General features: G+C 35.7%; 21 protein-coding genes. 19 read left to right on the top strand and 2 right to left on the bottom strand.

Annotation, left to right across the window (positions count from 1 at the left end; translation table 11 throughout):
- Positions 1–101: 101 nt before the first annotated feature.
- A complete protein-coding gene (locus tag SPD45_RS03720; protein WP_336266334.1) occupies positions 102–476 on the bottom strand; it encodes a nuclear transport factor 2 family protein in 375 nt (124 codons plus the stop codon).
- Between the two features lie 312 nt (positions 477–788).
- On the opposite strand from SPD45_RS03720, the gene SPD45_RS03715 reads away from it, so the two are divergent.
- The 5 genes from SPD45_RS03715 to hisC all read left to right on the top strand — a co-directional run bounded on the left by SPD45_RS03715 (position 789) and on the right by hisC (position 7,034).
- Complete coding sequence (locus tag SPD45_RS03715; protein ID WP_336266332.1) at positions 789–2,822, top strand: copper-translocating P-type ATPase; 2,034 nt, start codon at positions 789–791, stop codon at positions 2,820–2,822.
- 128 nt (positions 2,823–2,950) lie between these two features.
- On the top strand, positions 2,951–3,550 hold the full coding sequence (locus SPD45_RS03710) for an alpha/beta hydrolase (protein ID WP_336266331.1): 600 nt from the start codon (positions 2,951–2,953) through the stop codon (positions 3,548–3,550).
- Positions 3,551–3,841: 291 nt separating this feature from the next.
- On the top strand, positions 3,842–5,152 hold the full coding sequence (locus tag SPD45_RS03705) for a YjiH family protein (protein ID WP_336266330.1): 1,311 nt from the start codon (positions 3,842–3,844) through the stop codon (positions 5,150–5,152).
- Positions 5,153–5,173: 21 nt separating this feature from the next.
- Positions 5,174–5,932, top strand: coding sequence for a creatininase family protein (locus SPD45_RS03700; protein WP_336266329.1), 759 nt, complete (start codon positions 5,174–5,176; stop codon positions 5,930–5,932).
- A gap of 19 nt (positions 5,933–5,951) precedes the next feature.
- On the top strand, positions 5,952–7,034 hold the full coding sequence (gene hisC, locus SPD45_RS03695; RefSeq protein ID WP_336266328.1) for a histidinol-phosphate transaminase: 1,083 nt from the start codon (positions 5,952–5,954) through the stop codon (positions 7,032–7,034).
- A gap of 54 nt (positions 7,035–7,088) precedes the next feature.
- On the opposite strand, the gene SPD45_RS03690 is transcribed toward hisC, so the two are convergent.
- Positions 7,089–7,982, bottom strand: a complete 894-nt coding sequence (locus SPD45_RS03690; RefSeq protein ID WP_336266327.1) for a LysR family transcriptional regulator — start codon at positions 7,980–7,982, stop codon at positions 7,089–7,091.
- A 102-nt stretch (positions 7,983–8,084) separates the two neighbouring features.
- On the opposite strand from SPD45_RS03690, the gene SPD45_RS03685 reads away from it, so the two are divergent.
- The 14 genes from SPD45_RS03685 to brnQ all read left to right on the top strand — a co-directional run bounded on the left by SPD45_RS03685 (position 8,085) and on the right by brnQ (position 24,930).
- Positions 8,085–8,546, top strand: coding sequence for a RidA family protein (locus tag SPD45_RS03685; protein ID WP_336266326.1), 462 nt, complete (start codon positions 8,085–8,087; stop codon positions 8,544–8,546).
- 505 nt (positions 8,547–9,051) lie between these two features.
- Positions 9,052–9,978: a formimidoylglutamase gene (gene hutG / locus SPD45_RS03680; RefSeq protein ID WP_336266324.1), complete on the top strand. Its 927-nt coding sequence runs from the start codon at positions 9,052–9,054 to the stop codon at positions 9,976–9,978.
- A gap of 15 nt (positions 9,979–9,993) precedes the next feature.
- Positions 9,994–11,478 carry a histidine ammonia-lyase gene (hutH, locus tag SPD45_RS03675; protein WP_336266323.1) on the top strand — a complete coding sequence of 495 codons (1,485 nt, stop codon included), beginning with the start codon at positions 9,994–9,996 and terminating at the stop codon, positions 11,476–11,478.
- Between the two features lie 18 nt (positions 11,479–11,496).
- Positions 11,497–12,768, top strand: a complete 1,272-nt coding sequence (gene hutI, locus SPD45_RS03670; protein WP_336266322.1) for an imidazolonepropionase — start codon at positions 11,497–11,499, stop codon at positions 12,766–12,768.
- Between the two features lie 31 nt (positions 12,769–12,799).
- Positions 12,800–14,434 carry a urocanate hydratase gene (gene hutU, locus SPD45_RS03665; RefSeq protein ID WP_336266320.1) on the top strand — a complete coding sequence of 545 codons (1,635 nt, stop codon included), beginning with the start codon at positions 12,800–12,802 and terminating at the stop codon, positions 14,432–14,434.
- 4 nt (positions 14,435–14,438) lie between these two features.
- A complete protein-coding gene (locus SPD45_RS03660; protein ID WP_336266319.1) occupies positions 14,439–15,968 on the top strand; it encodes a helix-turn-helix domain-containing protein in 1,530 nt (509 codons plus the stop codon).
- A 182-nt stretch (positions 15,969–16,150) separates the two neighbouring features.
- Positions 16,151–17,821, top strand: a complete 1,671-nt coding sequence (gene hutU / locus SPD45_RS03655; protein ID WP_336266318.1) for a urocanate hydratase — start codon at positions 16,151–16,153, stop codon at positions 17,819–17,821.
- 166 nt (positions 17,822–17,987) lie between these two features.
- Complete coding sequence (locus SPD45_RS03650) at positions 17,988–19,316, top strand: Na+/H+ antiporter family protein (protein ID WP_336266317.1); 1,329 nt, start codon at positions 17,988–17,990, stop codon at positions 19,314–19,316.
- 292 nt (positions 19,317–19,608) lie between these two features.
- On the top strand, positions 19,609–20,742 hold the full coding sequence (locus SPD45_RS03645) for a thiolase C-terminal domain-containing protein (RefSeq protein WP_336266316.1): 1,134 nt from the start codon (positions 19,609–19,611) through the stop codon (positions 20,740–20,742).
- Between the two features lies 1 nt (position 20,743).
- The gene (locus tag SPD45_RS03640) at positions 20,744–21,049 is read left to right on the top strand and encodes a Zn-ribbon domain-containing OB-fold protein (RefSeq protein ID WP_336266315.1); all 306 of its coding nucleotides are present in this window, start codon (positions 20,744–20,746) and stop codon (positions 21,047–21,049) included.
- Positions 21,050–21,073: 24 nt separating this feature from the next.
- A complete protein-coding gene (locus tag SPD45_RS03635) occupies positions 21,074–22,030 on the top strand; it encodes a bile acid:sodium symporter family protein (protein WP_336266391.1) in 957 nt (318 codons plus the stop codon).
- Positions 22,031–22,162: 132 nt separating this feature from the next.
- Positions 22,163–22,615: a DUF1307 domain-containing protein gene (locus SPD45_RS03630; protein WP_336266313.1), complete on the top strand. Its 453-nt coding sequence runs from the start codon at positions 22,163–22,165 to the stop codon at positions 22,613–22,615.
- A gap of 137 nt (positions 22,616–22,752) precedes the next feature.
- Positions 22,753–23,235, top strand: a complete 483-nt coding sequence (locus tag SPD45_RS03625; protein WP_336266312.1) for a DUF1307 domain-containing protein — start codon at positions 22,753–22,755, stop codon at positions 23,233–23,235.
- 387 nt (positions 23,236–23,622) lie between these two features.
- The gene (gene brnQ, locus SPD45_RS03620) at positions 23,623–24,930 is read left to right on the top strand and encodes a branched-chain amino acid transport system II carrier protein (RefSeq protein WP_336266310.1); all 1,308 of its coding nucleotides are present in this window, start codon (positions 23,623–23,625) and stop codon (positions 24,928–24,930) included.
- Positions 24,931–24,942: the final 12 nt, after the last annotated feature.

The following is a 24,942-nucleotide window of genomic DNA, read 5'->3' as shown; positions in this document are numbered from 1 at the left end:
GAATTAAATAAAAAACCGCTAACCTTACAGTTGTGACCTTCCAAATTAGATTTTCTACTCTATATTTGAGGAGGCAGTATCATTAGGTAGCGGTTTTAACTTTATACGTAAATGAAATAGGAAGTTATTTTTTTAATTTTTGCTTGTTTACGAAATGTCCCAAATTGAAATATATTGCTAAAGGCAATTTTCTTCCCGTTTTGTATATAATGTCCATTCGTTGATCCAACATTTCCGTGTGTAATAATATGGTCTAAATGTAAGACGGTCGTTTTTCCGTCGTGTAGGGCATGTAAAGCTTCTTGAATATCATCTATTCCTTTAATAGTTCGATTGCCGATGATTTCCCATGTTGCATTATTACTTAACTGTTCGGTAAAATATGCGACATCATTTTCTGCGAGGGCAATCGACATGTTTTTTAGCATCCCTTTTTTAGGGGAGTTTTTCGTCACAATATCTCCTTCAATTTCCATATGAAGTCCTCCTTATATAATATGTTTAAACCATTTTTCTTGCCTAATAATTTATTTTTTCTATACTTTGTTATTTTTCTCCTCTTGTGGATGCATTCAGCGGATCGGATTTATCCAACCAACAGATGAACCTCACTGCCATCGTTTATACTTTATTACAATTTGATCATGCAATCATTATTTATTTTGCTTCTCGCATAGTACCGCAAGCCTTTTCTGTAGTTTATCATATTAGAATTCTCTAATGAAAGTAGTTGATACCTGTTATAGCTAATATGTTGTCGGGTATAAATAGAGTAGGAGGGAAATGCTATGAAACATTCTACACATGACAAAGCAATGACACACTATCATGAAGAACAACATGGAACAGATCATAGTCATCATGATGATCATCATGGCCATCATGATCATGGCCAAATGGTAGAAGATTTTAAGAAAAGATTTTTTGTTTCGATTATTATAACAATACCAGTTTTAATTTTGTCTCCATTGATTCAACAGTTTTTATCTGTTGATTGGCGATTTACGAATGATTCTTATATTTTATTTGTATTATCATCTATCATTTTCTTTTATGGTGGATGGCCATTTTTAAAAGGGGCTGTCGATGAAGCGAAAGAAAAAAATCCGGGAATGATGATGTTAATTGGTTTAGCGATCACAATTGCATATGTTTATAGTGTTTTCGTTGTATTCGGATTTGATGGTCATAATCTATTTTGGGAGTTAGCGACATTAGTTGACATTATGCTACTTGGACATTGGATTGAAATGCGTTCGGTGATGGGTGCTTCGAATGCTTTGGAAAAATTAGTAGCCTTACTTCCAAATAAGGCGAATAAGTTAGAAGATAATGGTGATATAAAAGAAGTACCACTTGACTCTTTATTAGAAGGGGATAAAGTGGTCGTCAAACCGGGTGAAAAAATTCCAATCGATGGGATTATTTTAGAAGGAGCGACGACGATTGATGAGTCAATGTTAACGGGCGAATCTGTACCAGTTGAAAAAGAAAAAGGAAATGAAGTAATTGGTGGTTCGATTAATAATGAAGGGTCATTAACGATTCAAGTGGAAAAAACAGGTGAAGCTTCATACTTATCACAAGTGATTCAAGTTGTTAAGGAAGCACAACAGTCTAAATCACGTACACAAGATATAACGAATAAAGCGGCAAAAGGATTATTTTATATTGCTATTTTTTCAGGAGTTATAACGTTTGTTATTTGGATTTCGTTTGGGTTTAGTTTTGACACGGCGATTGAGCGAATGGTGACAGTCATGGTTATTACTTGTCCACACGCACTTGGGTTAGCAGCTCCATTAGTAGTTGCGGTATCTACGTCTTTGGCAGCAGAAAAAGGATTGCTTATACGAAATCGAGCTAATTTTGAATTAGCCCGTAAAGTAGATACAGTCGTATTTGATAAAACCGGTACATTAACAGAAGGTAAATTTGGTGTAACCGACATGATTCCAACAGACGATATGGAAGAGGAACAACTGCTTTCTTGGATAGCGAGTGTCGAACAACATTCAGAACACCCGATTGCAAATGGGATTGTGAATGAAGCGAGAAACAGAGAGCTCTCACTTATGAAAGTGGATAATTTTGAATCTATTACTGGTGCCGGGATTGAAGGGATGGTAGATGGCAAACGTATTTTAGCTGTCAGTCCTGGTTATGTAAAAAAACAAAATGTATCGTTTGATGAGGAAAAGTATGAATCGTTAGCGGAAGAAGGAAAAACAGTTATTTTTGGTATATTAGATGGGAAACTGATAGGGATGATTGCATTAGCTGATATTGTTCGTTCTTCTGCAAATGAGGCAATCCATACATTGAAAGAAAGAGGAGTCGAATCGATTATTTTAACTGGAGATAATCAAAAGGTCGCAAATTGGGTTGCCGAACAGTTAGAGGTAGAAAAGGTGTATGCGGAAGTATTGCCAAATGAAAAGGCGGAAAAAATTTCAGAAATAAAAGATGAAAATAGGAAAGTTGCGATGACAGGGGATGGCGTGAATGATGCACCGGCTTTAGCGACTGCCGATATTGGTATTGCTATTGGTGCGGGCACAGATATTGCGATGGAATCGGCAGATATTGTATTAGTTAAAAGTAATCCGGTAGATGTAGTTGAGTTGCTGGATTTATCTAATAAAACATATAAAAAAATGGTGCAAAATTTATGGTGGGCATCTGGATATAATATTGCCGCTATCCCATTAGCTGCGGGGGTGTTAGCCCCAGTTGGCATCGTATTAAGTCCAGCAGTCGGAGCAATATTGATGAGTTTAAGTACGATTATCGTAGCAATTAATGCAAAATTATTGAAGTAAATGTCGATTTAAATTTTTGACTTTATACACAAATTTCACTATGATTAAATAGAGAAGTTCGAAATAGAGATAATTATATGAAATATTACCCAGGAAATAGTATGGATAAACTAGAAAGGAATGATTGCATGAAACATATATTTGAAAAAGGCTCCTCTGATATAACTTTACTTTTGTTACATGGAACAGGTGGAACAGAGCATGATTTAATACAATTAGGAAAAATGGTTGCACCAGAGGCATCTATCTTAAGTGTACGAGGAAATGTTCTTGAAAATGGTATGCCACGATTTTTTAGACGGCTTGAAGAAGGTGTGTTTGATGAAGAAGACCTTATTTTTAGAACGAAAGAATTGTATGAGTTTTTAGATGAAGCATCGGAAAAATACGATTTTGATCGTACAAAAATCGTAGCGATCGGTTATTCGAATGGTGCAAATATCGCTGCAAGTTTATTATTCCATTATGAAGATGCATTAAGTGGAGCGGTTTTACATCACCCGATGGTACCGCGCCGTGGAATTTCATTACCTAATTTAAAAGAGGCACATGTATTAATAACTGCGGGAGAATTAGATCCGATGTGTCCAGCGCAAGAGTCTCTAGATTTAGAGACATTATTAGCGGAAGTTCAAGCAGATGTAGAGGTTTTTTGGACACCTGGCGGGCATCAGTTAGTGCAAGGAGAAGTAGAAAGAGCGAAAGATTGGTTTCATGAGAAATTTTAAGATAATTTTATGATCAAATAAAGTGATACAAGCTAGTTTATACATGCTTGTGTCGCTTTTTTATGTCTGTGTGTGAATGGAGAAGGGCATTTGCCTTATTTGCTATACAAAGATAATAAAATATTGCCCTGTTAGGAAGGCATTTATAATTAAATTCTATAAATCTATAGTCATTTAGTATTTGTGTATATAGCTAATTTGACATATACTGAATTGTATTAAATGTACGTATTTTCAATTAATTTATGAAAGCGTTCTATTTATATATTATGATTGAAAGGAAGAGTAAAAATGGGAAATGAGAAGAGCATTTATAACACGGGCAATTATATAAAGTTTTTTGTACTTAGTTTTATCGGAATATTCACTTTCTTTATCCCGATTACGATCAATGATAACCGAACGATTCCGCTAGACCATATTGTTACGTTTTTAAAGGAAACGTTTGGGCCAGCAATTCCCTATTATATTTTAATTGTTATTATTATGGGAGCGGCCTATCCGTTTTTGAAAAAGACGTGGAATAAAAATATTGTCGAAATCATTTTATCTATTTTTAAAGTAATCGGAGCAGTCGTTACGATAATGTTAGTGTTCGATTTCGCTCCTGCTTGGATGGCAGACCCAGATATGGCACCGTACTTATTTGATAAACTAGTAATGTCAGTAGGGTTAATTGTACCTGTCGGTGCGGTATTTTTAGCATTATTAGTTGGGTATGGGTTGTTAGAGTTTGTAGGAGTATTTTTACAACCAGTGATGCGACCGATTTGGAAAACACCGGGACGATCAGCGATTGATGCTGTTGCTTCTTTCGTAGGTAGTTATGGAATCGGTTTACTTATTACAAACCGGGTGTTTAAAAAAGGGATGTATACTGTTCGTGAAGCGACCATTATCGCTACAGGATTCTCGACAGTTTCAGTTACATTTATGATTATTATCGCGAAAACTTTAGATATTATGGATATTTGGAATATTTATTTCTGGGTCACATTAGTCGTCACATTTCTAGTAACGGCGATTACTGTTCGTATATGGCCATTAAGTAAATTAAGTGATGACTATTATGAAGGACAAGAAGGGCATCCAGAACAAATTGTCAAAAAAGATAAATTAAAGGTCGCATGGAGCCAAGCGATGGAAGTAGCAGATAAGGCACCATCTTTACCGAGAAATATTTGGATTAACTTTAAAGATGGGTTTGAAATGACGATGGCAATTTTACCATCGATTATGTCAATTGGATTATTAGGGCTTGTTTTATCTGAATATACACCATTATTTGATATTATTGGCTATATTTTCTATCCATTTACATGGTTAATGCAAGTACCTGAGCCATTGTTGGCAGCGAAAGCGTCAGCGATTGAAATTGCAGAAATGTTTTTACCATCATTACTTGTAGTGGATGCACCATTAATTACGAAATTCGTAACTGCGGTTGTATCTGTATCGGCAATTCTGTTTTTCTCTGCGCTCATTCCTTGTATTTTAGCGACAGAAATTCCTGTAAGTATTCCGAAGTTAATCGTGATTTGGATTGAGCGTACGATTTTAACCATTATTATCGTTACACCAATTGCATATTTATTACTCTAATTTGAAATTGAGGTGTCTATGTTGAAAAAGTGGGAAACGATGACACGAGAACAATTGAAGAGTGCAGCAGATGCGGGAAGTGTTGTAGTCGTCACGATAGGTGCGATGGAGCAACATGGCCCGCATCTTCCTGTACATACGGATAATGTCATTATGACGACGATAGGGGAAGCAAGTGTAACAAAAGCATCAGCCCACATACCAGTTGTGTTAGGGCCCCATATTCCGTTTGGTTATTCGCCGCATCACTTTTTATATGCTGGTGCAATTTCCTTGTCTGTGGAAACATTGCTACAATTATTAAAGGACGTTGTCGAAAGTGTCATAAAAAGTGGTTTTAAGAAGATTTTCTTATTAAATAGTCATGGTGGGAATGGAGAAATTATTCGAATAGCGATGAAAGATTTACATGAACAATATTCGACACATTATATTGGTGCTGCGTCATATTGGGAAGTAGCACAAGATACTTTAACAGTTTTTAAAGAAAAAAATGACGTGTTTGATGTTGGACACGCTGGACAATTTGAAACATCGATTATGATGGCAGTAGAGGAACAATATGTTGACTTATCGAAACTGCAAAAAGGTGATCCAAATCGTCAGGAGGTTGCACTTGAATTTCCAGCATATGTTTTGTTAACCCCTAATAATATATGGGAAACGATGGATGGTTTTTCTGATGACCCTACATTAGCAACGAAACAATTTGGGGAACGAATTATTCAAATTGTTTCTGATGAAGTAAGTAATATTTTACAATTATTTTATGAGCGTTAATATGAAAGAGGTGTTTTAAATGGAATGGAGAAAAGAAGTGGAACAAATTGCCGCATATGTTCCAGGTAAATCGATCGAAGAGGTAAAACAACAATATAACTTAGAGGAAGTGCATCGTCTTGCTTCGAATGAGAATCCTTTAGGACCTTCCGAAAAAGCACAACGTGCAATGCAAAAAGCAGTGCTTGAAACACATTTGTATCCTGATACGTCTGCAAGTGCATTAAGAGAAGTATTAGCAGAAACTTATCACGTAAATACGGATGAAATTATAACGGGAAATGGTGCGGATAATGTTATATCCATCGTTGTTAGTGCTTATGTTAATGAGGGGGATGAAGTGCTCTATTGCACACCGACTTTTCCGGCTTACCGTTCTTCGACATTATTGATGGGCGGTGTTCCAGTGGAAGTTCCATTACGTGATGATTTTACGTTTGATTTACATGAAATGAAAGAAAAGATTACTAAGAAAACGAAATTAATATTTATTTGTAATCCAAATAATCCAACAGGAACAATCGTTGATCATGAGGAAATTGAAGCATTTATTCGCGATGTGCCAAAAGATGTATTAGTAGTTTTAGATGAAGCGTATATCGAATATGTAGATGTAGAAGGATATAAGACTGGAATTGATTTATTCAAAGAAGGATATAATGTCTTAACGATTCGTACATTTTCTAAGTTTTATAGTTTAGCAGGTTTACGTGTTGGTTATGCAATAGGAACGAAAAAAGTATTAGAACCAATGCTTCGTTTACGTGAACCATTTGCATTAAATCGTGTAGCAATAGCCGGTGCAGTCGAAAGTATAAAAGATGTGGCATTTGGTGAAAAACATATGAAGATGAATCGTGAAGAAAAGTTATTTGTAACAGAGCAATTAGCAGCATTAGGGTGTAAGGTTTACCCATCACATACGAATTTTATCTTCGTTGATATGAAACAAGATGGTGTTGTACTTTTTGAAAAGCTTTTAGAAAAAGGATTCATTATTCGTCCATGTGCAGGTTGGGGATTACAAAATTATGTTCGTATTTCTATCGGTACACATGAACAAAACAAACAATTCATTGATTCATTAAAGGACATTTTATAAAAAAATACGAACGATCTGGCCTTTAGGTGAGTGGCCAATCGTTCGTGTTTTTCTTTAACCGTTATTTTCGTAAAAGAAGTTTTTCGTTATATCAATAAACTGCTCGATGACAGGTGGTAAATAACGCCCTTTTAAAAAGGCGATATAGACAGTGCGGGATAAACGGTCATTGTCAAAATGTTTAATTTGAGATGAGTCAATATGGAAGGAACGGATGTAATTTTCAGGTACGATTGTCACACCGATTCCTTCCTCTACTAATGAGTATGCTGTTTCAAAACGTTCGATTTCAAACTTAATATTCGGGGTAATACCGAGTTCGAGAAATTCGTTTAAAATATCGTCTCTCGTTTGAAATCCTTCTTTGCAAATAATAAATTGCTCATTTTTAATATCTTGGAAACAAATCGTTTCTTTTTGTTGTAACGAATGATTTTTCGGCAAGAGGGCGACGAGATTTTCTTTATATATTGGAATTGATTTTATTTCATCTGATTTGAATCGTTGGTTAGTAATGGCTAAATGGATTTTATAATTTTGTAATGCCTGCTCTACTTTTTTTAGTCCAAGTACTTCAAGTAATTTGATTCGTACGTCAGGTAATCTTTCGTTATATGTTGCAATTACTTTAGGTAGCCAAAATTTGACAGATTCAATGAGGCCGATTTGAATTTCCAATGGTCCATTATCTTTTAAACGAAGGATTTCATTTTCAACATAATGAAAATGTTGAATAAGTTTCTTAGATTCCTTATACACAATCTCTCCTTCTTTCGTCAGTTGAAAATTACGTGTACTTCGTTCAATTAATTTTAAGTTGACACTCGTTTCTAGTTTTTTAATAGCTGAACTTAAAGAAGGTTGGGATATATGTAAATGTTGTGCGGCTTTCGTAAATGTGCCTTGGTCGACTAAAGTTGTGAAATAATGTAATAATCGATAATCCATCATGTATCACCTTGTCTTTTTTGTTTGATTTGTAGCTTAATTATAGCATATATTTATAAATGGAAGAGAATATATAGTTTATACAGAAAGGAAAATGAAAATATGAATATATATGATCGTTTAGATGAATTGAATCTAACATTACCGAAAGCACCAGAACCTGCTGGGTTATATATTACGAGCCAAACGACTGGTAATTTATTGTATACGTCAGGACAAGATTGCCGAGCTGAAAATGGTGAGTTTCCTTTTACAGGGAAAGTGGGAGTAGATTTATCGGTTGAGGAAGGGTATGAAGCGGCACGGTTAACAGCGCTAAATTGTTTATCTGTCATTGAAAAGGAATTAGGAGATTTAAATCGTGTGAAAAAAATCGTTAAATTGTTATGTTTCGTAAACTCAAAAGATGATTTTATAGAACAACCTTCCGTGATGAACGGGGCATCTCAATTATTGATAGATGTGTTTGGAGATGTAGGTAAACATGCACGTACAGCAGTATCGGCACCATCATTACCATTTAATATTCCACTAGAAATTGAAATGATCGTTGAATTTGAATAAGTAATCCATAGTGTTTTATTGTAGTTCGAAGTATTAGACTTATGAGACGGCGAACTAGAGTGAATAAAGTGAAAAGGGAATTCCAGTAGAAATTAATTTACTGAAATTCCCTTTTGTCTTTCATTGTTTTTTCCTATCGTCTTCAGTTATTCTAATTTAGCTCTATAAGAGGATAAAGTGAATCTTTCCTTTACATTCATTATGGAGTCAAATCTAACTAATTATCTACTTATAATTTTGGTCATCAGTTGTGTATATACAGTGCTGCGGATGACGATACATCATTGTTTTAACATGTACTATATTATTCGACGGTGTAAGGCTACTTTAATTTTTCGTTATTTTATTACACTACAAAAAGAGAAAATATGTGCTTTTTGTACACAATTCAACTGAGGAAAATTATCATTTATAATGAAAAGCTATAAATATATAGAAAATACGTATTGGAGATTATAAATAACTTGAATTAATATATAAGTAACAGTATTGTAGATTGGGGATGATGTCCTTGGTTTTTGAATGGACTGGAAGGGAAGATTTAAATGCAAAAGGTAAGCGATTTCATCAAGTCGTTCAAAATATAAAAATAGAAGATTTAAAAAAAACGTCAGAACAATCATTTAGTTTTGTCGGTTTCGAATGCCAAGAAGGAGTGCGTAGAAATAAAGGAAGATTAGGTGCAAAAGAAGGACCAAATGCGATTCGCTCTATGCTTGCTAGTATTCCATACCACGTAGAAAAAGAAAATCTTTTTGATATTGGAAATGTTCGCTGTGACGATGAGAATTTAGAAGATGCACAAAAGAGATTGGGAGAAAGTGTTGCTGGAATTATTTCAAAACAGCATACCCCAATTATTTTAGGTGGGGGACATGAAACGTTTTACGGACATTATTTAGGTGTGCGAGAAGCGATTGGGCCAGATAAAAAAATTGGAATGATCAATTTAGATGCTCATTTCGATATGCGAATCGATGAAACACCTTCATCAGGTACAATGTTTCGTCAAATTTTAGAAAGTGATGCACATGCTGGTTATCTCGTCATTGGCATTCAGGAATTAGGAAATACAGAACAATTATTTGATACGGCTGCTCAACTTGGTGCACAACATGTGAAAGCGGGGGAAATTTATCCAATCGAATCTACATATGAAACGATTGATGCATTTGTTGCGGCACATGATGTAATTATTTATACGATTTGTACCGATGTGATTGATCAATCGATCGCACCAGGAGTAAGTGCTCCTGCACCATTTGGATTAGATGCACAAACGGTACGTAACATAACGAATTATGTCGTTCAGAAAGAGAAATTTGTAAGTATGGACGTTTCCGAAGTGAATCCAACATACGATGTAGATAATCGTACGAGTCGATTTATTGCGTACGTATTAGCAGAAGCGATTTCAAATAAAAATAAATAGTTAGAGGTGACTGAAATGGTTGAATTAAATGGGAATACATTAACATTAGAACAGTTGAAAGATATTTTATATGATGACAGACAAGTTTCTTTGTCAGAAGAAAGTATTGAAAAAGTAAAAGAGAGCCGTAAATCTGTGGAACAAATCGTACAAGGAGAAGAATCTGTGTACGGTATTAATACTGGATTTGGTCGTTTCAGTAATGTTGCGATTGCAGCTGAAAATGTCGAAGATTTACAATTAAACTTAATTCGTTCACACGCATGTGGAGTCGGTGAACCGTTTGAGCCACGTGTAGCAAAAGCGATGATGGTTTTACGATTAAATGCATTACTAAAAGGATTTTCTGGAATCCGTGTAGAAGTGGTACAATTATTACAAGCATTAATTAATAAAAATATCGTTCCAGTTATTCCACAGCAAGGTTCATTAGGTGCATCAGGAGATTTAGCTCCATTAGCGCATTTAGCATTAGTGTTAATCGGAGAAGGGCGTGTCTTTGCTGAAAATGGTCACATCGTTGACTGTTTACCAGTATTAGAAGCAAACGATCTAAAACCAATTACATTGCAAGCAAAAGAAGGACTTGCATTAATTAATGGTACACAGACGATGACTGCAATGGGAGTGATCAACTATTTAGAAGCGGAAAAGTTAGCACTTGATGCAGAGTGGATTGCAAGTATGACGTTTGAATCCTTAGAAGGTGTTGTTGATGCATTTGCACCAGAAACACATGAGGTTCGTGGTTACCCGCAACAATTAGCGGTAGCGGAAAGAATGCTACATTGGTTAGAAGGAAGTCAGTTAACGACGCGTCAAGGAGAAAAGCGTGTACAAGATGCTTATTCATTAAGATGTATTCCACAAGTACATGGTGCGTCATGGCAAGTGCTTGATTATGTAAAAGAAAAATTAACGATTGAAATAAATGCAGCAACAGATAATCCGTTAATTTTTGACGGTGGAAATACTGTTATTTCTGGCGGGAACTTCCACGGACAACCAATGGCATTTGCAATGGACTTTTTAAAATTAGCGATTGCAGAATTAGCGAATATTTCAGAGCGTCGTATTGAGCGTTTAGTAAATTCACAATTAAACGATGATCTACCACCATTTTTAAGTCCTGAACCAGGATTACAGTCAGGTGCGATGATTATGCAATATGCAGCAGCTGCATTAGTGTCTGAAAATAAAACATTAGCACATCCTGCAAGCGTTGATTCAATCCCATCTTCGGCAAACCAAGAAGATCATGTAAGTATGGGGACGATTGGATCGAGACACGCTTATAACATTTTATTAAATAGTCGTCGAGTGTTAGCGATTGAAGCGATTTGTGCGAAACAAGCATTGGAATATCGTGGAGTTACTAAAGCTTCTGAAAAAATTCAAGCGAAGTGGAATGCTTTACATGAATTTGTTCCAAGCATTACAGAAGATCGTATTTTCCATAAAGATATTGATCAAGTAAATGATTATTTAAAAACGTTATAATTTTTGGAGGGGATAATTATGTCGTATATTTATTTGAAAAACGCATCAGAATTAGTAACAGTTGCAGGTCATTCAGAAAAGCCAGCGAAAAAGGAAAAGATGAGTGATATCGGCATTATCGAAAATGGTTCGGTATTGGCAAAAGACGGTGTCATCATTGCAGTTGGAACAGACGCAACATTACAAGAACAATATGCAGAAGAAATTAAGCAAGCAGAAGTAGTGGATGCTACAGGGAAAATTGTGACGCCAGGTTTAGTGGATCCACATACACATATCGTATATGCAGGAACTCGTGAAAATGAGTATGCAATGCGTTTAGAAGGACAAACGTATATGGAAATTATGAATGCTGGTGGCGGGATTCATGCGACGACTCGTGCGACACAAGCTGCTAGTTTTGAGGAATTATACGAACAGTCGAAAGAACGTCTAGATAAAATGTTATTAAATGGGATTACGACAATCGAAGCAAAAAGTGGTTACGGTTTAACATTAGAACACGAATTAAAACAGTTAGAAGTAGCGAAGAAATTAAACGAAGACCATTATATGGACCTTGTTTCTACATTCATGGGAGCTCACGCAGTACCACTTGAGTATAAAGAAAAACCAGAAGAGTTTGTAGATCTCGTTATTAATGAAATGTTACCAGTTGTCGCGGAAAAGAAATTAGCTGTATTTAATGATGTTTTCTGTGAACGTGGAGTATTTACGCCTGAGCAATCTAAACGTGTACTAGAAGCTGGTAAGCAGTATGGTTTAATTCCTAAAATTCATGCAGATGAAATTGAGCCATATGGTGGTGCAGAAACTGCCGGGGAAGTAAAGGCGATTTCAGCAGAGCATTTATTACGTGCATCAGATGATGGGATTAAGGCGATGGCAGATAATGACGTAATCGGTGTAGTATTACCTGGAACAGCATTTTTCTTAATGGCTGATTATGCAGAGGCAAGAAAAATGATTGATAACGGTGTTGCATTAGCATTATCGACAGATGCGAACCCGGGATCTTCTCCAACATTATCATTACAATTCATTATGAATTTAGGATGTTTGGAAATGGGGATGACACCTGAAGAGGTTATTACAGCAACGACGATTAACGCTGCACATGCAATTAATGAAGCAGACAAAATTGGAAGTATTGAAGTAGGAAAACAAGCGGACTTTACGATGTTCGATGTGAAAAATCACTTAATGTTATCGTATCAGTATGGAATGAACCATGCACAAACAGTAGTGAAAAAAGGAAAAGTAGTTGTAAAAGACCGTCATATTATTTAATACGTAAATTATATATAGAGGGGTATGAACGATGCAACGTGCATTTACTTCACCGATTGGCAATGTGCTAACGTGTAAAAATTGGGAGATAGAAGGGTTGCTTAGACTATTTTTAAATAGTTTAGATCCTCGGGTTGCAGAAAATAGTAAAGACTTCGTCGTTTATGGTGGCGAGGGGAAAGCAGCACGAAATGAGGAAGCAGTCCATGCTATCATTCAATCATTGCAAACGTTAGGGGAAGATGAAACATTGCTTATTCAATCCGGGAAACCGGTTGGGAAGTTTCGGACTTTTAAGGAAGCACCACGTATCGTGAATGCTTCCTCTATTTTAGTTCCAGCATATTCGGATGATGAACATTTTCAAGTATTAGTCCAAAAAAATTTAATGATGTACGGACAATCTACGGCTGCTTCATGGGCGTACATTGGTGTGCAAGGCATTTTACAAGGGACATTCGAAACGATGGGAGAAATTGCCGATCAGCATTTTCATGGAACATTAGCAGGGAAAATTGTACTAACATCTGGTTTAGGTGGAATGAGTGCCGCACAACCATTGTCTGTAACGATGCATGGCGGTGTTTGTATTGTTGTGGAAGTATCAGAAGAGAAAATTGATAAACGACTTCGATCTAATTACTGTGATTTAAAAGTACAGACGATGGAAGAAGCAATTGTGTTAGCAAAAGAGGCGGCAGAAGCGAGGAAACCTTTGGCGATAGGGGTCGTAGGTAACGCTGCAACCAGTTATCAATATGCATTAGATGCTAATTTTATCCCGGATATTGTAACAGATCAAACGTCTGCACATGATTTAAAATACGGTTATGTACCGAGTGGTTTAACTGTCGAACAAACAAAGATCTTACGGACCAAAAATAAAAAACATTATGAGGCACTCGTGAAAGAAACGATCATGGAACATGTAGAAGTAATGCTACAATTTCAAGAAAACGGTGCAATTGTATTTGAATATGGCAATAATATTCGACAACAAGCTTATCAATTAGGCGTCCAAAATGCATTACAAATTCGTGGATTCACGGAAGCGTATTTACGTCCTTTATATTGTGAAGGACGTGGTCCATGTCGATGGATTGCGTTAAGTGGCAATCCAGATGATATTTATACGATTGATGATATGATTTTACGGAAATTTGCACATGATGAACGGGTGAAACGGTGGATAGAGTTTGTTCAAGAAAAAATATATTTTTACGGTTTACCTGCACGAACATGTTGGCTTAATTATGAAGAACGAAAAGAGATTGGTGTACTCGTCAATGAAATGGTTCAAACAGGAGAGTTAACTGGGCCAATTGCGTTTACGAGAGATCATTCAGAAGGGTCGACGATGGCAGCGCCTTTTAGAGAAACAGAAAAAATGCTAGATGGCAGTGATATAGTTGCGGATTGGCCAATTTTGAATGCGATGTTAAATACAAGTGCAGGTGCATCCATGGTAAGTATTCAAAACGGTGGTGGCATGGGAATTGGTAATTCTGTACATTCTGGGATGACAGTTATTGCAGATGGAACGATAGAGGCGACAGATAGATTGCGTCATGTGTTAGCGGTTGATCCAAAGATGAATATGATACGCCATGCGGATGCGGGATATAAAAAAGCAATCGATTTATTAGAGAAAATGGAAGGGGAGTAAACAGATGGAATTGAACTTATATCATTTACCCTCCTTATATACAAAAATGCTCCCGATATCGATGGAAAAAAATATTAGATTACGTGAGGTAGACTTACTCCCGCAAAAAGAAGGGATCCTCTTTATTCCTAATGATAAACAACTAGTTTCATCTATATCTGTTGCGAAAACAATTGTTGTCATGGATGAATACTGTGAGCAAGATGTTATTTGGTGGTTTCATCAAGGGGTAGAACGTTGTTATATGATGGACCATTGCTGGGAATTAGAAGTGACAAAACTACAATATGAGGAAGAAAAAAAGAAGAAAAATGCATATCGCATTGCATTGCAAGAAAAATTTTCTGTTCGGGCGATGAAAGAAAGTTTGGCATATGATCTAATTCATGGTCGAGCAAAAAACATCCGTGAAATTTGGGAAAGAAGTAAATTAGCTCAATTGACCGCACTTCCAAATACAGTTTTACTCGTTAGTATCGATCATTTTAATCGCCTTGCGAAAAATAAAGGCATTTACTGGAAAAATAATCTACGGAAAGAAGTATTGTACGTCATTCGTGCACAATTACCTTTTCATGCATCTTTAATCGTTTTAGCACATGAACATCAATTTGCAATTTTATTACCATTACCGATGGAAGAGGAAGAAAATAGTCGGGAATATGCAATGAAACAGGCGGTTATATTACAAAAAGCAATTGCGAAGGAGACACCTTATACCGTAACGATTGGAATTGGCAATCGTTATGATGATCCGAGAAATATCCATGAATCATTTAAAGAAAGTGAATATGCACATTCATATAGCCTATTTACAGACGAAAATATGGTCATTCATATTCAAGATGTCGAGTACTATGAAACAGTGTCCTATGATGCATTGAAAACGAAGGTACATGATATTATTTCTGTATTTGTTCATGGTGATATGGATGGAGCTAAACAGGCGTGTACAGCATTGTTTTTATATGTAAAGGAGAGTAAAGTAGAACCGCTTATTTTCAGATTACAAATGATCGAAATGTTATCGACAATTTCAGAAGCAGCAATACAACATGGTGCAAATCCGAAACAAATAATGCCATTGCAAATAAAGTATGCTAAAAAAATGTATGAAATGGAAACATTGCGTGAATTAGAAGAAATGATGATTAAAATGATGACACAATATATTGCATCCATTCGAGAAACAAATAATGAAATGACATTACGTTCTGTCCAAGTTGTATTGCAATACATGGAGGAACATTATGCTTCCGATATCAGTTTAGATATGCTTGCAAATATGGTTGAATTAAGTCCCAACTATTTAAGTCATTTATTTAAACAGACGACAGGAAGTTCTTTTGTAGATTATTTAACAGAATTACGGTTGAAAAAATCAAAAGAGCTGTTACGGGAACTTCATTTTACGATTTATGAGATTGCAGAAAAAGTAGGGTTTAGTTCGTCGCAATATTTTAGCCGAGTTTTTAAACAAGTGGAAGGGATGACACCTACAATATACCGTAACAATGTATTACGTGGGAGATGAGAAAATAGGAAACTTTATCGTTTTAAAGTTCAAAATTCAACTGTAGAAAAGTACACAAACCTGTATAAATTTCTACTATGCAAAAATGCACAATGTGCTAAACTTAAATTATAGCAACGTTGAAAGCGTTTCATGTAAGCGATTCAATTTTAGTGATATACAAAGTGAAGGAGAGATTATAGATGGAAAACAATAGTTTAAAGGTAACAAACATTCGCGCACCAAGAGGAAATGAATTGACATGTAAAGGATGGGTTCAAGAGGCAGCAATGCGAATGTTAATGAACAACCTTGATCCTGAAGTGGCAGAAAATCCAGACGACTTAGTTGTATATGGTGGAATTGGAAAGGCTGCAAGAAACTGGGAATCATACCATGCAATTATTCATGAATTAAAAGAATTAGAAAATGATGAAACATTATTAATTCAATCTGGTAAACCAGTTGGGAAATTCCGTACACATGAGCATGCTCCACGTGTTTTAATTGCAAACTCGAATATTGTACCTGCATTTGCAAACTGGGATTATTTCAATAAGCTCGATAAAGAAGGCTTAATGATGTACGGTCAAATGACGGCAGGAAGCTGGATTTATATTGGAGCACAAGGTATTTTACAAGGGACATACTTAAGCTTTGTAGAAGCTGGAAAGAAATTATATGGTACACCTGATTTAACTGGTAAGTTTATTTTAACTGGTGGTATGGGTGGTATGAGTGGGGCTCAACCATTAGCAGGTAAAATGGCGAAAGCAGTAATTTTAGTTGTTGAGGTAGATCGTGCACGTATTGAAAGAAAAATTAAAGAAGGATACTGTGATTACATTGAGGAAGATCTTGATGCTGCTCTAGCGAAAGTAAAAGAATTAACAGAAAAAGGGGAGCCTGCTTCGATTGGATTAGTAGGAAACTGTGCGGACGTATTCCAAGCGATTCATGATAAAGGATTCATTCCTGATATTGTAACAGATCAAACGAGTGCACATGACCCTGTAAATGGATATGTTCCGAATGGGATGACATATGAAGAAGCATTACAATTACGTGAAGAAGATCCGAAAAAATACGAAGAATTATCTTTAGCTACGATGGCTGCACATGTTCGTGCAATGTTAGACTTACAAAAAGCTGGAGCAGAAACGTTCGACTACGGAAATAATATCCGTCAGTTTGCAAAGGAACAAGGAGTAGAAAATGCATTTGACTTCCCTGGTTTCGTACCAGCATACTTACGTCCATTATTCTGTGAAGGTTCTGGTCCTTTCCGTTGGGCGGCATTATCAGGAGATCCAGAAGATATTTATAAGACAGATGCGCTAGCAAAAGAAATGTTTGCACATGATGAAGCATTAGTGAACTGGATTGACATGGCTCAGAAAATGGTTAAATGGCAAGGGTTACCGGCAAGAATTTGTTGGTTAGGATATGGAGATCGCCATCGTTTCGCCTTAAAAGTGAACGAAATGGTTGCAAGTGGCGAATTAAGTGCACCAATCGTATTCGGTCGTGACCACTTAGATAGTGGTTCTGTTGCATCACCAAACCGTGAAACAGAAGCAATGAAAGATGGATCCGATGCAGTGGCAGACTGGCCATTATTAAATGCACTAGTAAACACGAGTGGTGGAGCGAGCTGGGTTAGCTTACACCATGGTGGAGGAGTAGGAATGGGTTACTCTATGCATGCTGGTCAAGTATTAGTTGCAGATGGAACAGAAGCAGCAGCTGAAAGAATTAATCGAGTCTTAGTATCTGATCCTGGAATGGGTGTAATTCGTCATGCAGATGCAGGATATAGTCGTGCTTTAGAAGTAGCGGAAGAACGTGGCGTTCACATTCCAATGAAAAAATAATTAGGTTTTTCACTATTATGTAGTATAATAGATTCAGAGAAAAAGTATGCATATATTTTGGTGCTACACTGAATAATATAGAGATATCAGTGTAGTGCCAAATTTATATGTGTGCAATATTTTAACATAATATTTGTAAGCGTTTTAATGAAGGGAGAGGGAAAGTATGTTCACAAATGCTGTTGTTATTAGTGTCATTGTGATGGTTGTGTTAAGTTTAGTTAGAATCAACGTTTTATTTGCACTAATCATTGCTGCGCTAACAGCCGGTGTTGTATCTGGAATGGGGATTGTAGAATCAGCATCTATTATGATTGGTGGTATGGGAGGTCAATCAGAAACAGCGCTAAGTTATATTTTACTAGGGATTTTTGCTGTTATGATTGGAATGTCAGGAATTACACATATTTTAGTTAATAAAATGTTAGCTGTTTTCTCAGGAAGAAAATTAGTATTAGCGTTTTCTATTGCAATTATTGCATGTTTTTCACAAAATATTGTACCAGTACATATTGCATTTATTCCAATTTTAATTCCGCCATTATTAGTATTATTTGATAAAATTAAATTGGATCGTCGTGCTGTTGCATCTGCATTAACATTTGGATTGAAATTTCCATATATTACGATTCCAGTAGGATTCGGACTCATTTTCCAAGGGATTGTCGTAGATGAGATGAATGATAATGGAATTGATATAGCATTAGGGCAAGTGACAAAAGCGATGATGCTTCCAGGAGCAGCAATGATTGTCGGGTTACTTTTTGCATTACTTATTACGTATCGAAAAGATCGTGCACCAAAAGAAGTAGAAGGCGATCAGAAGTTAACAGATATCGATATGGCTGAAAGTATTACGGACGTGAAAAAAGTATCATTTAATTTAGGGCATGTATTTACAATTTTGGCAATCATTGCAGCACTTATTATTCAATTAGTGACAGAATCATTAGTATTAGGTGCTTTAGCAGGGATTATTGTTATGTTTGCGACACGTGTCGTTGAGTTTTATAAAGGGGATAAAGTTGTGAACGAAGGGGTCGGCATGATGGGAATGATTGCTTTCGTTATGCTTATCGCTTCAGGTTATGCTTCTGTTTTAAAGGAAACAGGACATATCGACGAATTAGTAGAAGCAACAATCGGAATTGTAGGAGATTCTCACTTTTTAATCGGTTTATTCTTACTATTAGTTGGATTATTAATTACGATGGGAATAGGAACATCTTTCGGTACGATTCCTATTTTAGCAGCATTATACGTACCAATATTTATTGCAACAGGAATTTCACCAGTAGCAGGGGCAGCATTAATTGGAACAGCTGCAGCACTAGGAGATGCAGGTTCTCCGGCAAGTGACTCTACGCTTGGACCAACTTCCGGTCTAAATGCTGATGGGAAACATCACCATATTTGGGATACTTGTGTACCAACATTTTTACATTACAACATTCCGCTATTCCTGTTCGGATTGTTAGCAGTAATTATTTTTTAGTAGTATGAACATTATAGTTTCTAAAAAGATATTAAACTAATGTGAACCCCAAAAGGTTGGCCTAGGATCCAACTTTTGGGGTTTAGTGCATTGTACAAAATCTCTGTATATTTGTATAAGTTTAATAGCAGAAATTTCTGAAAAATGTTAATGTAATAAGAAGATGAATATGATGGTATATAGCGATTTATTAGCATTTTAGGAAAAGTTAATCGTATGTGTATATGCAAGTAGTAGTGGGAAATATTGTAAAATATACTATATAATATTTGAGAATAAGGCGGTGAATTAAATGGATATTTATGTGAATGGCATTGGGATGACTTCATTTGGAAAGTTTCCAGATAAAACATTAAAAGGAATGTTACTTGAGGCGGCAGAAGAGGCTATTCAAGATGCAGGACACCCAAAGATTGATGCGGTTTTTGTCGGTAATTTTATGAGTGGTTCTGTCTATAACCAAGAAATATTAGGGGCAATTATGGCCAATGATTTAGGGTTAGGGACCATTCCAACGATGAAAGTAGAAGGTGCATGTGCATCAGGCGGTATAGCTTTAAGGCAGGCTTATATAGGTGTTTTAAGTGGCGAATATGATACAGTTCTAGTTGCCGGAGCGGAAAAAATGAAACATATTTCAACTAGAGAGGTGACAAAAGCAATCAACGCTGCTATGGACAATGAATCAAATGAAAAACATGCAGGACTAACGTTCCCGGGATTTTTTGCGACTATTGCTAATCGTTATTTTTATGAAACGGGTGCATCGAAGGAACATTTAGCAAAAGTAGCGTTAAAAAATAGAAACCATGCGATCCGCAATCCACTGGCACAGTTTCGAGTAGAAACGTCGATGGAAGAAATTATGGCATCTCGAATGATTACAGATCCACTTGGTTTATTTGATTGTTCTCCAACGACAGATGGAGCGAGCGCCATTATTATTTCACGAACACCTTCAAACGTGAAATTCCGCGCAAGTGCGCAGAGCTCAGGCCCGACACAAATGCAAAATATTGATGATTTACTTACATTGGAAGCGGTGAAAACATCTGGACAATTAGCTTATGAAAAAGCAGGGGTAGGTCCTGAAGATATTGATGTCATTGAAATACATGATTGTTTTTCTATGACGGAAATCGTATCATCGGAATCACTTGGATTTTTTAAACGGGGAGAAGGTTTTATTGCATTAGAGGAAGGTAGAACGGCTTTTACTGGAGATGTGCCAATTAATACGAGTGGAGGACTATTGTCAAAAGGACATCCGATTGGGGCTACTGGAGTGGCGCAAATTCATCAGCTTGTACTTCAATTAAGAGGGAAGGCACCGAATCAGGTCGAACAACCAAAATTAGCTTTAGCACAAAATTTAGGTGGGACAGGTGCGTATTCAACCGTTCATATTTTAGAAAGGGTGAACTAAGATGCAAGGTTATCGATGTAAAAATTGTCACGCTGAAAGTATAACAAAAACGAGTTTTTGTCCAATATGTCAATCACAAACTTTTGAATTATTTACATTACCGACAAATGGTACCGTCTACAGTTTTACAATTATTCGGGTTGCACCTCCGGAATACGTAGATTTTGCTCCATATACAGTTGCGTTAATACAGTTAACAGAGAATTTACGGATTACAGCATTTATTCAAGAAGCTGTTTCGATTGGAGAGAAGGTCCGGTGGAAAGAAACGAAAAATCAAACATTTATTTTTGAAAAGGCTGTCTAGAAGTGAGGGATTCGTTTGGAACGTATGATACACATCATAACGACAGCTATATCTAGGTTTATGCCGATATGGCTCGTCGTTTTTTCTATCCTTGCATATGCTATACCGCATACATTCATCCTAATTCAAGGATGGACTGAGTTTTGTTTAGGTTTAATCTTTTTTTTAATGGGTATGTCATTATCAACAGAACAAATAATAAAAGTGATAAAAAGTCCGAAGTATGCTTTTTATGGTTTTTTATTAAAGTGGACTGTTACAGTAGGGATATCACTATTAATCGCTCTATTATTTATGAAAAAAATGCCTGAGATTGCTTCGGGAATCGTATTAGCTGGCACAGTACCGAGTGGAACTTCTGCTAATTTATATACATTTATTGCCGGTGGAGAAGTTGCATTAAGTATTACGATGGCGACATTAGATACGATTGTATCCCCAATTTTAACTCCATCCCTCATGCAAGCGACGGTCGGTCAAATAATACCAATCGATTTTTGGGCTTTATTTTTAAATATAATCGTTGTCGTTTTTATTCCACTATTTTTAGGATTGTTTGCACAGTGGAAATGTTCAAACGTTGTAAAACGAGTCCGTCCACATACTTCCATTTTTTCGCAGTTGGCTTTATTTGTTATCGTATTAGCTGTCGTTTCAAAAGCGCAACCGACATTGGAAGAAAACCTTATTCATTTGCCAGTTATTTTTATTGCTGTAGCTCTTCAAGTAATGATACCAATGTATTTAGGATATGTTTTGGCGCGGAAGTGGCTGAAAGTACCGAAAGAATATGCGATTTCTATTTGCTTTCATACAGGTATATGTAATACAGCACTATCAGCGACATTAGCGACGGAACATTTAACGACACTTGCTGCAGTACCTTCCGTACTTAATATGATAATTAATTTAACAATAGGTGCTTTTGTTGCGAATTATTTTGAACGAACATTTTTACATAAAAAACATATTGTATCTTAGGGGAACATATAAATTTTATAGAATTAATTGACTTTTATTTCATAGAAATATAGAGTGTATTTATGTGATTAAAATATTATAATTATACATATTCATATTGATGAATGTTGTAATTGGAAAGAAGGGGACAGAATGAAGAAATTATCAGTAATGTTTATGGCGCTTGCATTAATGGTGCTAGCGGCGTGTGGAGCAGCTACAGATGTTACATACGAAATGGAAGAAATGGGCATTAAAGCAACAGTTGAAATGTCTGCTAAAGGAGACAAAGTTCAAAATCAAAAAGTTACGATGACATTCCCATATGATGCAATGGGAGTTGAATCGAAAGAAATGGCTGAAGAAATGTTAAAAGATGACATCGAAAGTGAATCAGAAGAATTAGAGGGACTAAAAGGTGTGAAAGTCTCAAATGAATTCCAAGATGATCAATTTGAACAAGTAATGGAAGTAAATTATAAAGAAGCAGATTTAAAAGAATTAGAAGACGCTGGTTTTGACTTTGGAGAAGAAGAAAGTGACTACATTAGCTTAGAGAAAACGGTAGAGAACCTAGAAGAAGAAGGTTTCGAAAAAGTAGAATAATAGAAAAGTCGATGCATATGTTTATGCATCGATTTTTTTATGGGAATTTGTAATAAAAATGTCTTAATCTCCCCATCCTTCTATTATGATTCCATGATAAAATAATTGTATGATTAGTGGAGAATGGAGTAATGAAAATGAAACGATTATGGATAGGATGTTTAGTTGCTACCATTGCGATAATATTGATTGCTTGTAGTGACAAAGATGAAAATCTAGGATTTGATTTTGATGAAAATGGCAAAAATATCGTAACGATGAAGTTGCCATCAGACGAACTAACGAACACGATTACGTTAGAAGCGGATGGAGATAAGGTACACACACAAACAACTGAAAACGAAGCATCTTATGATCATTATGGTGTATCAAGTAAAGCATCAGCCGAAGTAGCCTTTAATGATGTGATCGCACAATATCGAAAAGTAGAAGGGTTAACGTACGATGTGGAATTTTTAGAAGAAGGTGTCTATGAAACATTGTCGGTTGATTTTGATGAAGTAGATATCGATGCCTTAAAGGAAGTTCCAGGAATTCAATTTGATGGGAATATTAAAAAAGGAATTAGCTTAAAAGCTACTGTGAATCAGTTAGAGGAAGCGGGCTATGTGATTAACTAAAATTACCTTTAGAGTTAGATGATTATCTAATTCTAGAGGTGTTTTTGTTATTATATGAAAGGAAGAAAAGGGAGCGTGATTGATATGAAAAATAGGCAGACGCAAAGCTACCTTTCTTTATAAAACTTTGTTTAAACGATGATATATCGTAGGCGTTCATTCTTTTTACACAATAATTGGTATTATTCAACAATTTTTATAACTTCTTCATTCACGTTGTTTGACTATTAAATTAATAAGTGGTAAATTTATTTTTGTCGGCTTTTTTTAAACCATAAAAAAAGCTCTATCATTCGCTATTTTTCAACCTAAACTGTTTAAATTTTCAGAAAAGGAAATCAATTTAATAGAAGGCAGAAACGTAGCAAGGTTTTTAGGAGGATTTCAGTGAATAAAAAGAATATCGTCGTATTAGGTTTTATGTTATTTTCCTTGTTCTTTGGAGCTGGGAACTTAATATTCCCACCTTTAGTTGGGATGCAGGCGGGAGATTATTTTACACCTGCGATTATCGGGTTTTTATTGACGGCTGTATGTATTCCTTTTTTAGCAGTATTATCTGTGTCATTTTCAAATGATGGATTACTAGAAATTGGGCGTCGTGTAAGTCCGCTTTTCGGTGTCATTTTTGCCATGTTAGTATATTTATCTATCGGGGCACTATATGGCATTCCAAGAGCTGCGAGTGTTGCATACGAACTAGGTTTTACCCAAATTTTTGTCGTTGAAAACAAAATGGCCTTGTTCATTTTTACATTAATATTTTTTACAATCACTTACTTTTTAAGTGTTGATGCGAAAAAGATGATTGACAATATTGGGAAAATCTTAACACCAGCATTATTAATCGTGTTAACTATTTTATTCGTACAAGCCTTTATGAAATTGAATTATGAAGGTCGTGTACCAGATGCAAAATTTGAATCTTCACCATTTTTAACCGGTTTTCTAGAAGGATATTTTACGATGGATGCCATCGCTGCATTGGCGTTTGGAATTGTCGTAATTAATGGGTTAAAGTTAATGGGCGTAAATGAAAAGAAAGATATTATTAAAGGTACAGCATTTGCAGGGATTATTTCTTCGATTGGGCTTATTTTAGTTTACTTATCTTTAAGCTGGATTGGCCGTGTACTTACATATGATGTGGAAATGACGAATGGTGCAGATATTTTAGTATATGCATCGAAAGTGTTATTTGGAGGCACAGGAAGTGTGTTATTTGGTGTCATAGTATTACTTGCTTGTTTAACAACCTCTGTTGGATTAACGAATGCATGTGCAAGTTTTTTCCATGAAATATATCCGAAATTAAAATTCAAACAATTTGTTTTCTTGTTTGTAGTTGTTGGAATGCTAATTACAAACTTAGGTTTAAATACAATTTTAGCAATTGCTACACCTATTTTAGTATTTATTTATCCATTTGCAATTGTTTTAATTATACTTGCGTGTATTCAACCGATGATTGGTGAGAGTAGAAAGATGTATGTCGGTTCAATGATTGTTACTTCTATATTTGCAATTTTAAGTGTATTAGATTTCTTTGAAATACATATTAATATAATCGAAAATATATTTGGTTACTTACCTTTATATGCGGATGGGCTCGGTTGGGTCGTTCCAGCATTTGTAATTGCTATTATTGGATATATTATTGATCAATCACAAGGAAAAGTGAAAAGAGCAATATAAAAATAAAACTCC

This window comes from Pseudogracilibacillus sp. SO10305, assembly GCF_037072005.1.
Taxonomy (GTDB): domain Bacteria; phylum Bacillota; class Bacilli; order Bacillales; family Amphibacillaceae; genus Pseudogracilibacillus; species Pseudogracilibacillus intestinigallinarum.
The sequence above is the reverse complement of the archived record's forward strand: the minus strand, read 5'-3'. Positions and strand labels throughout refer to the sequence as shown.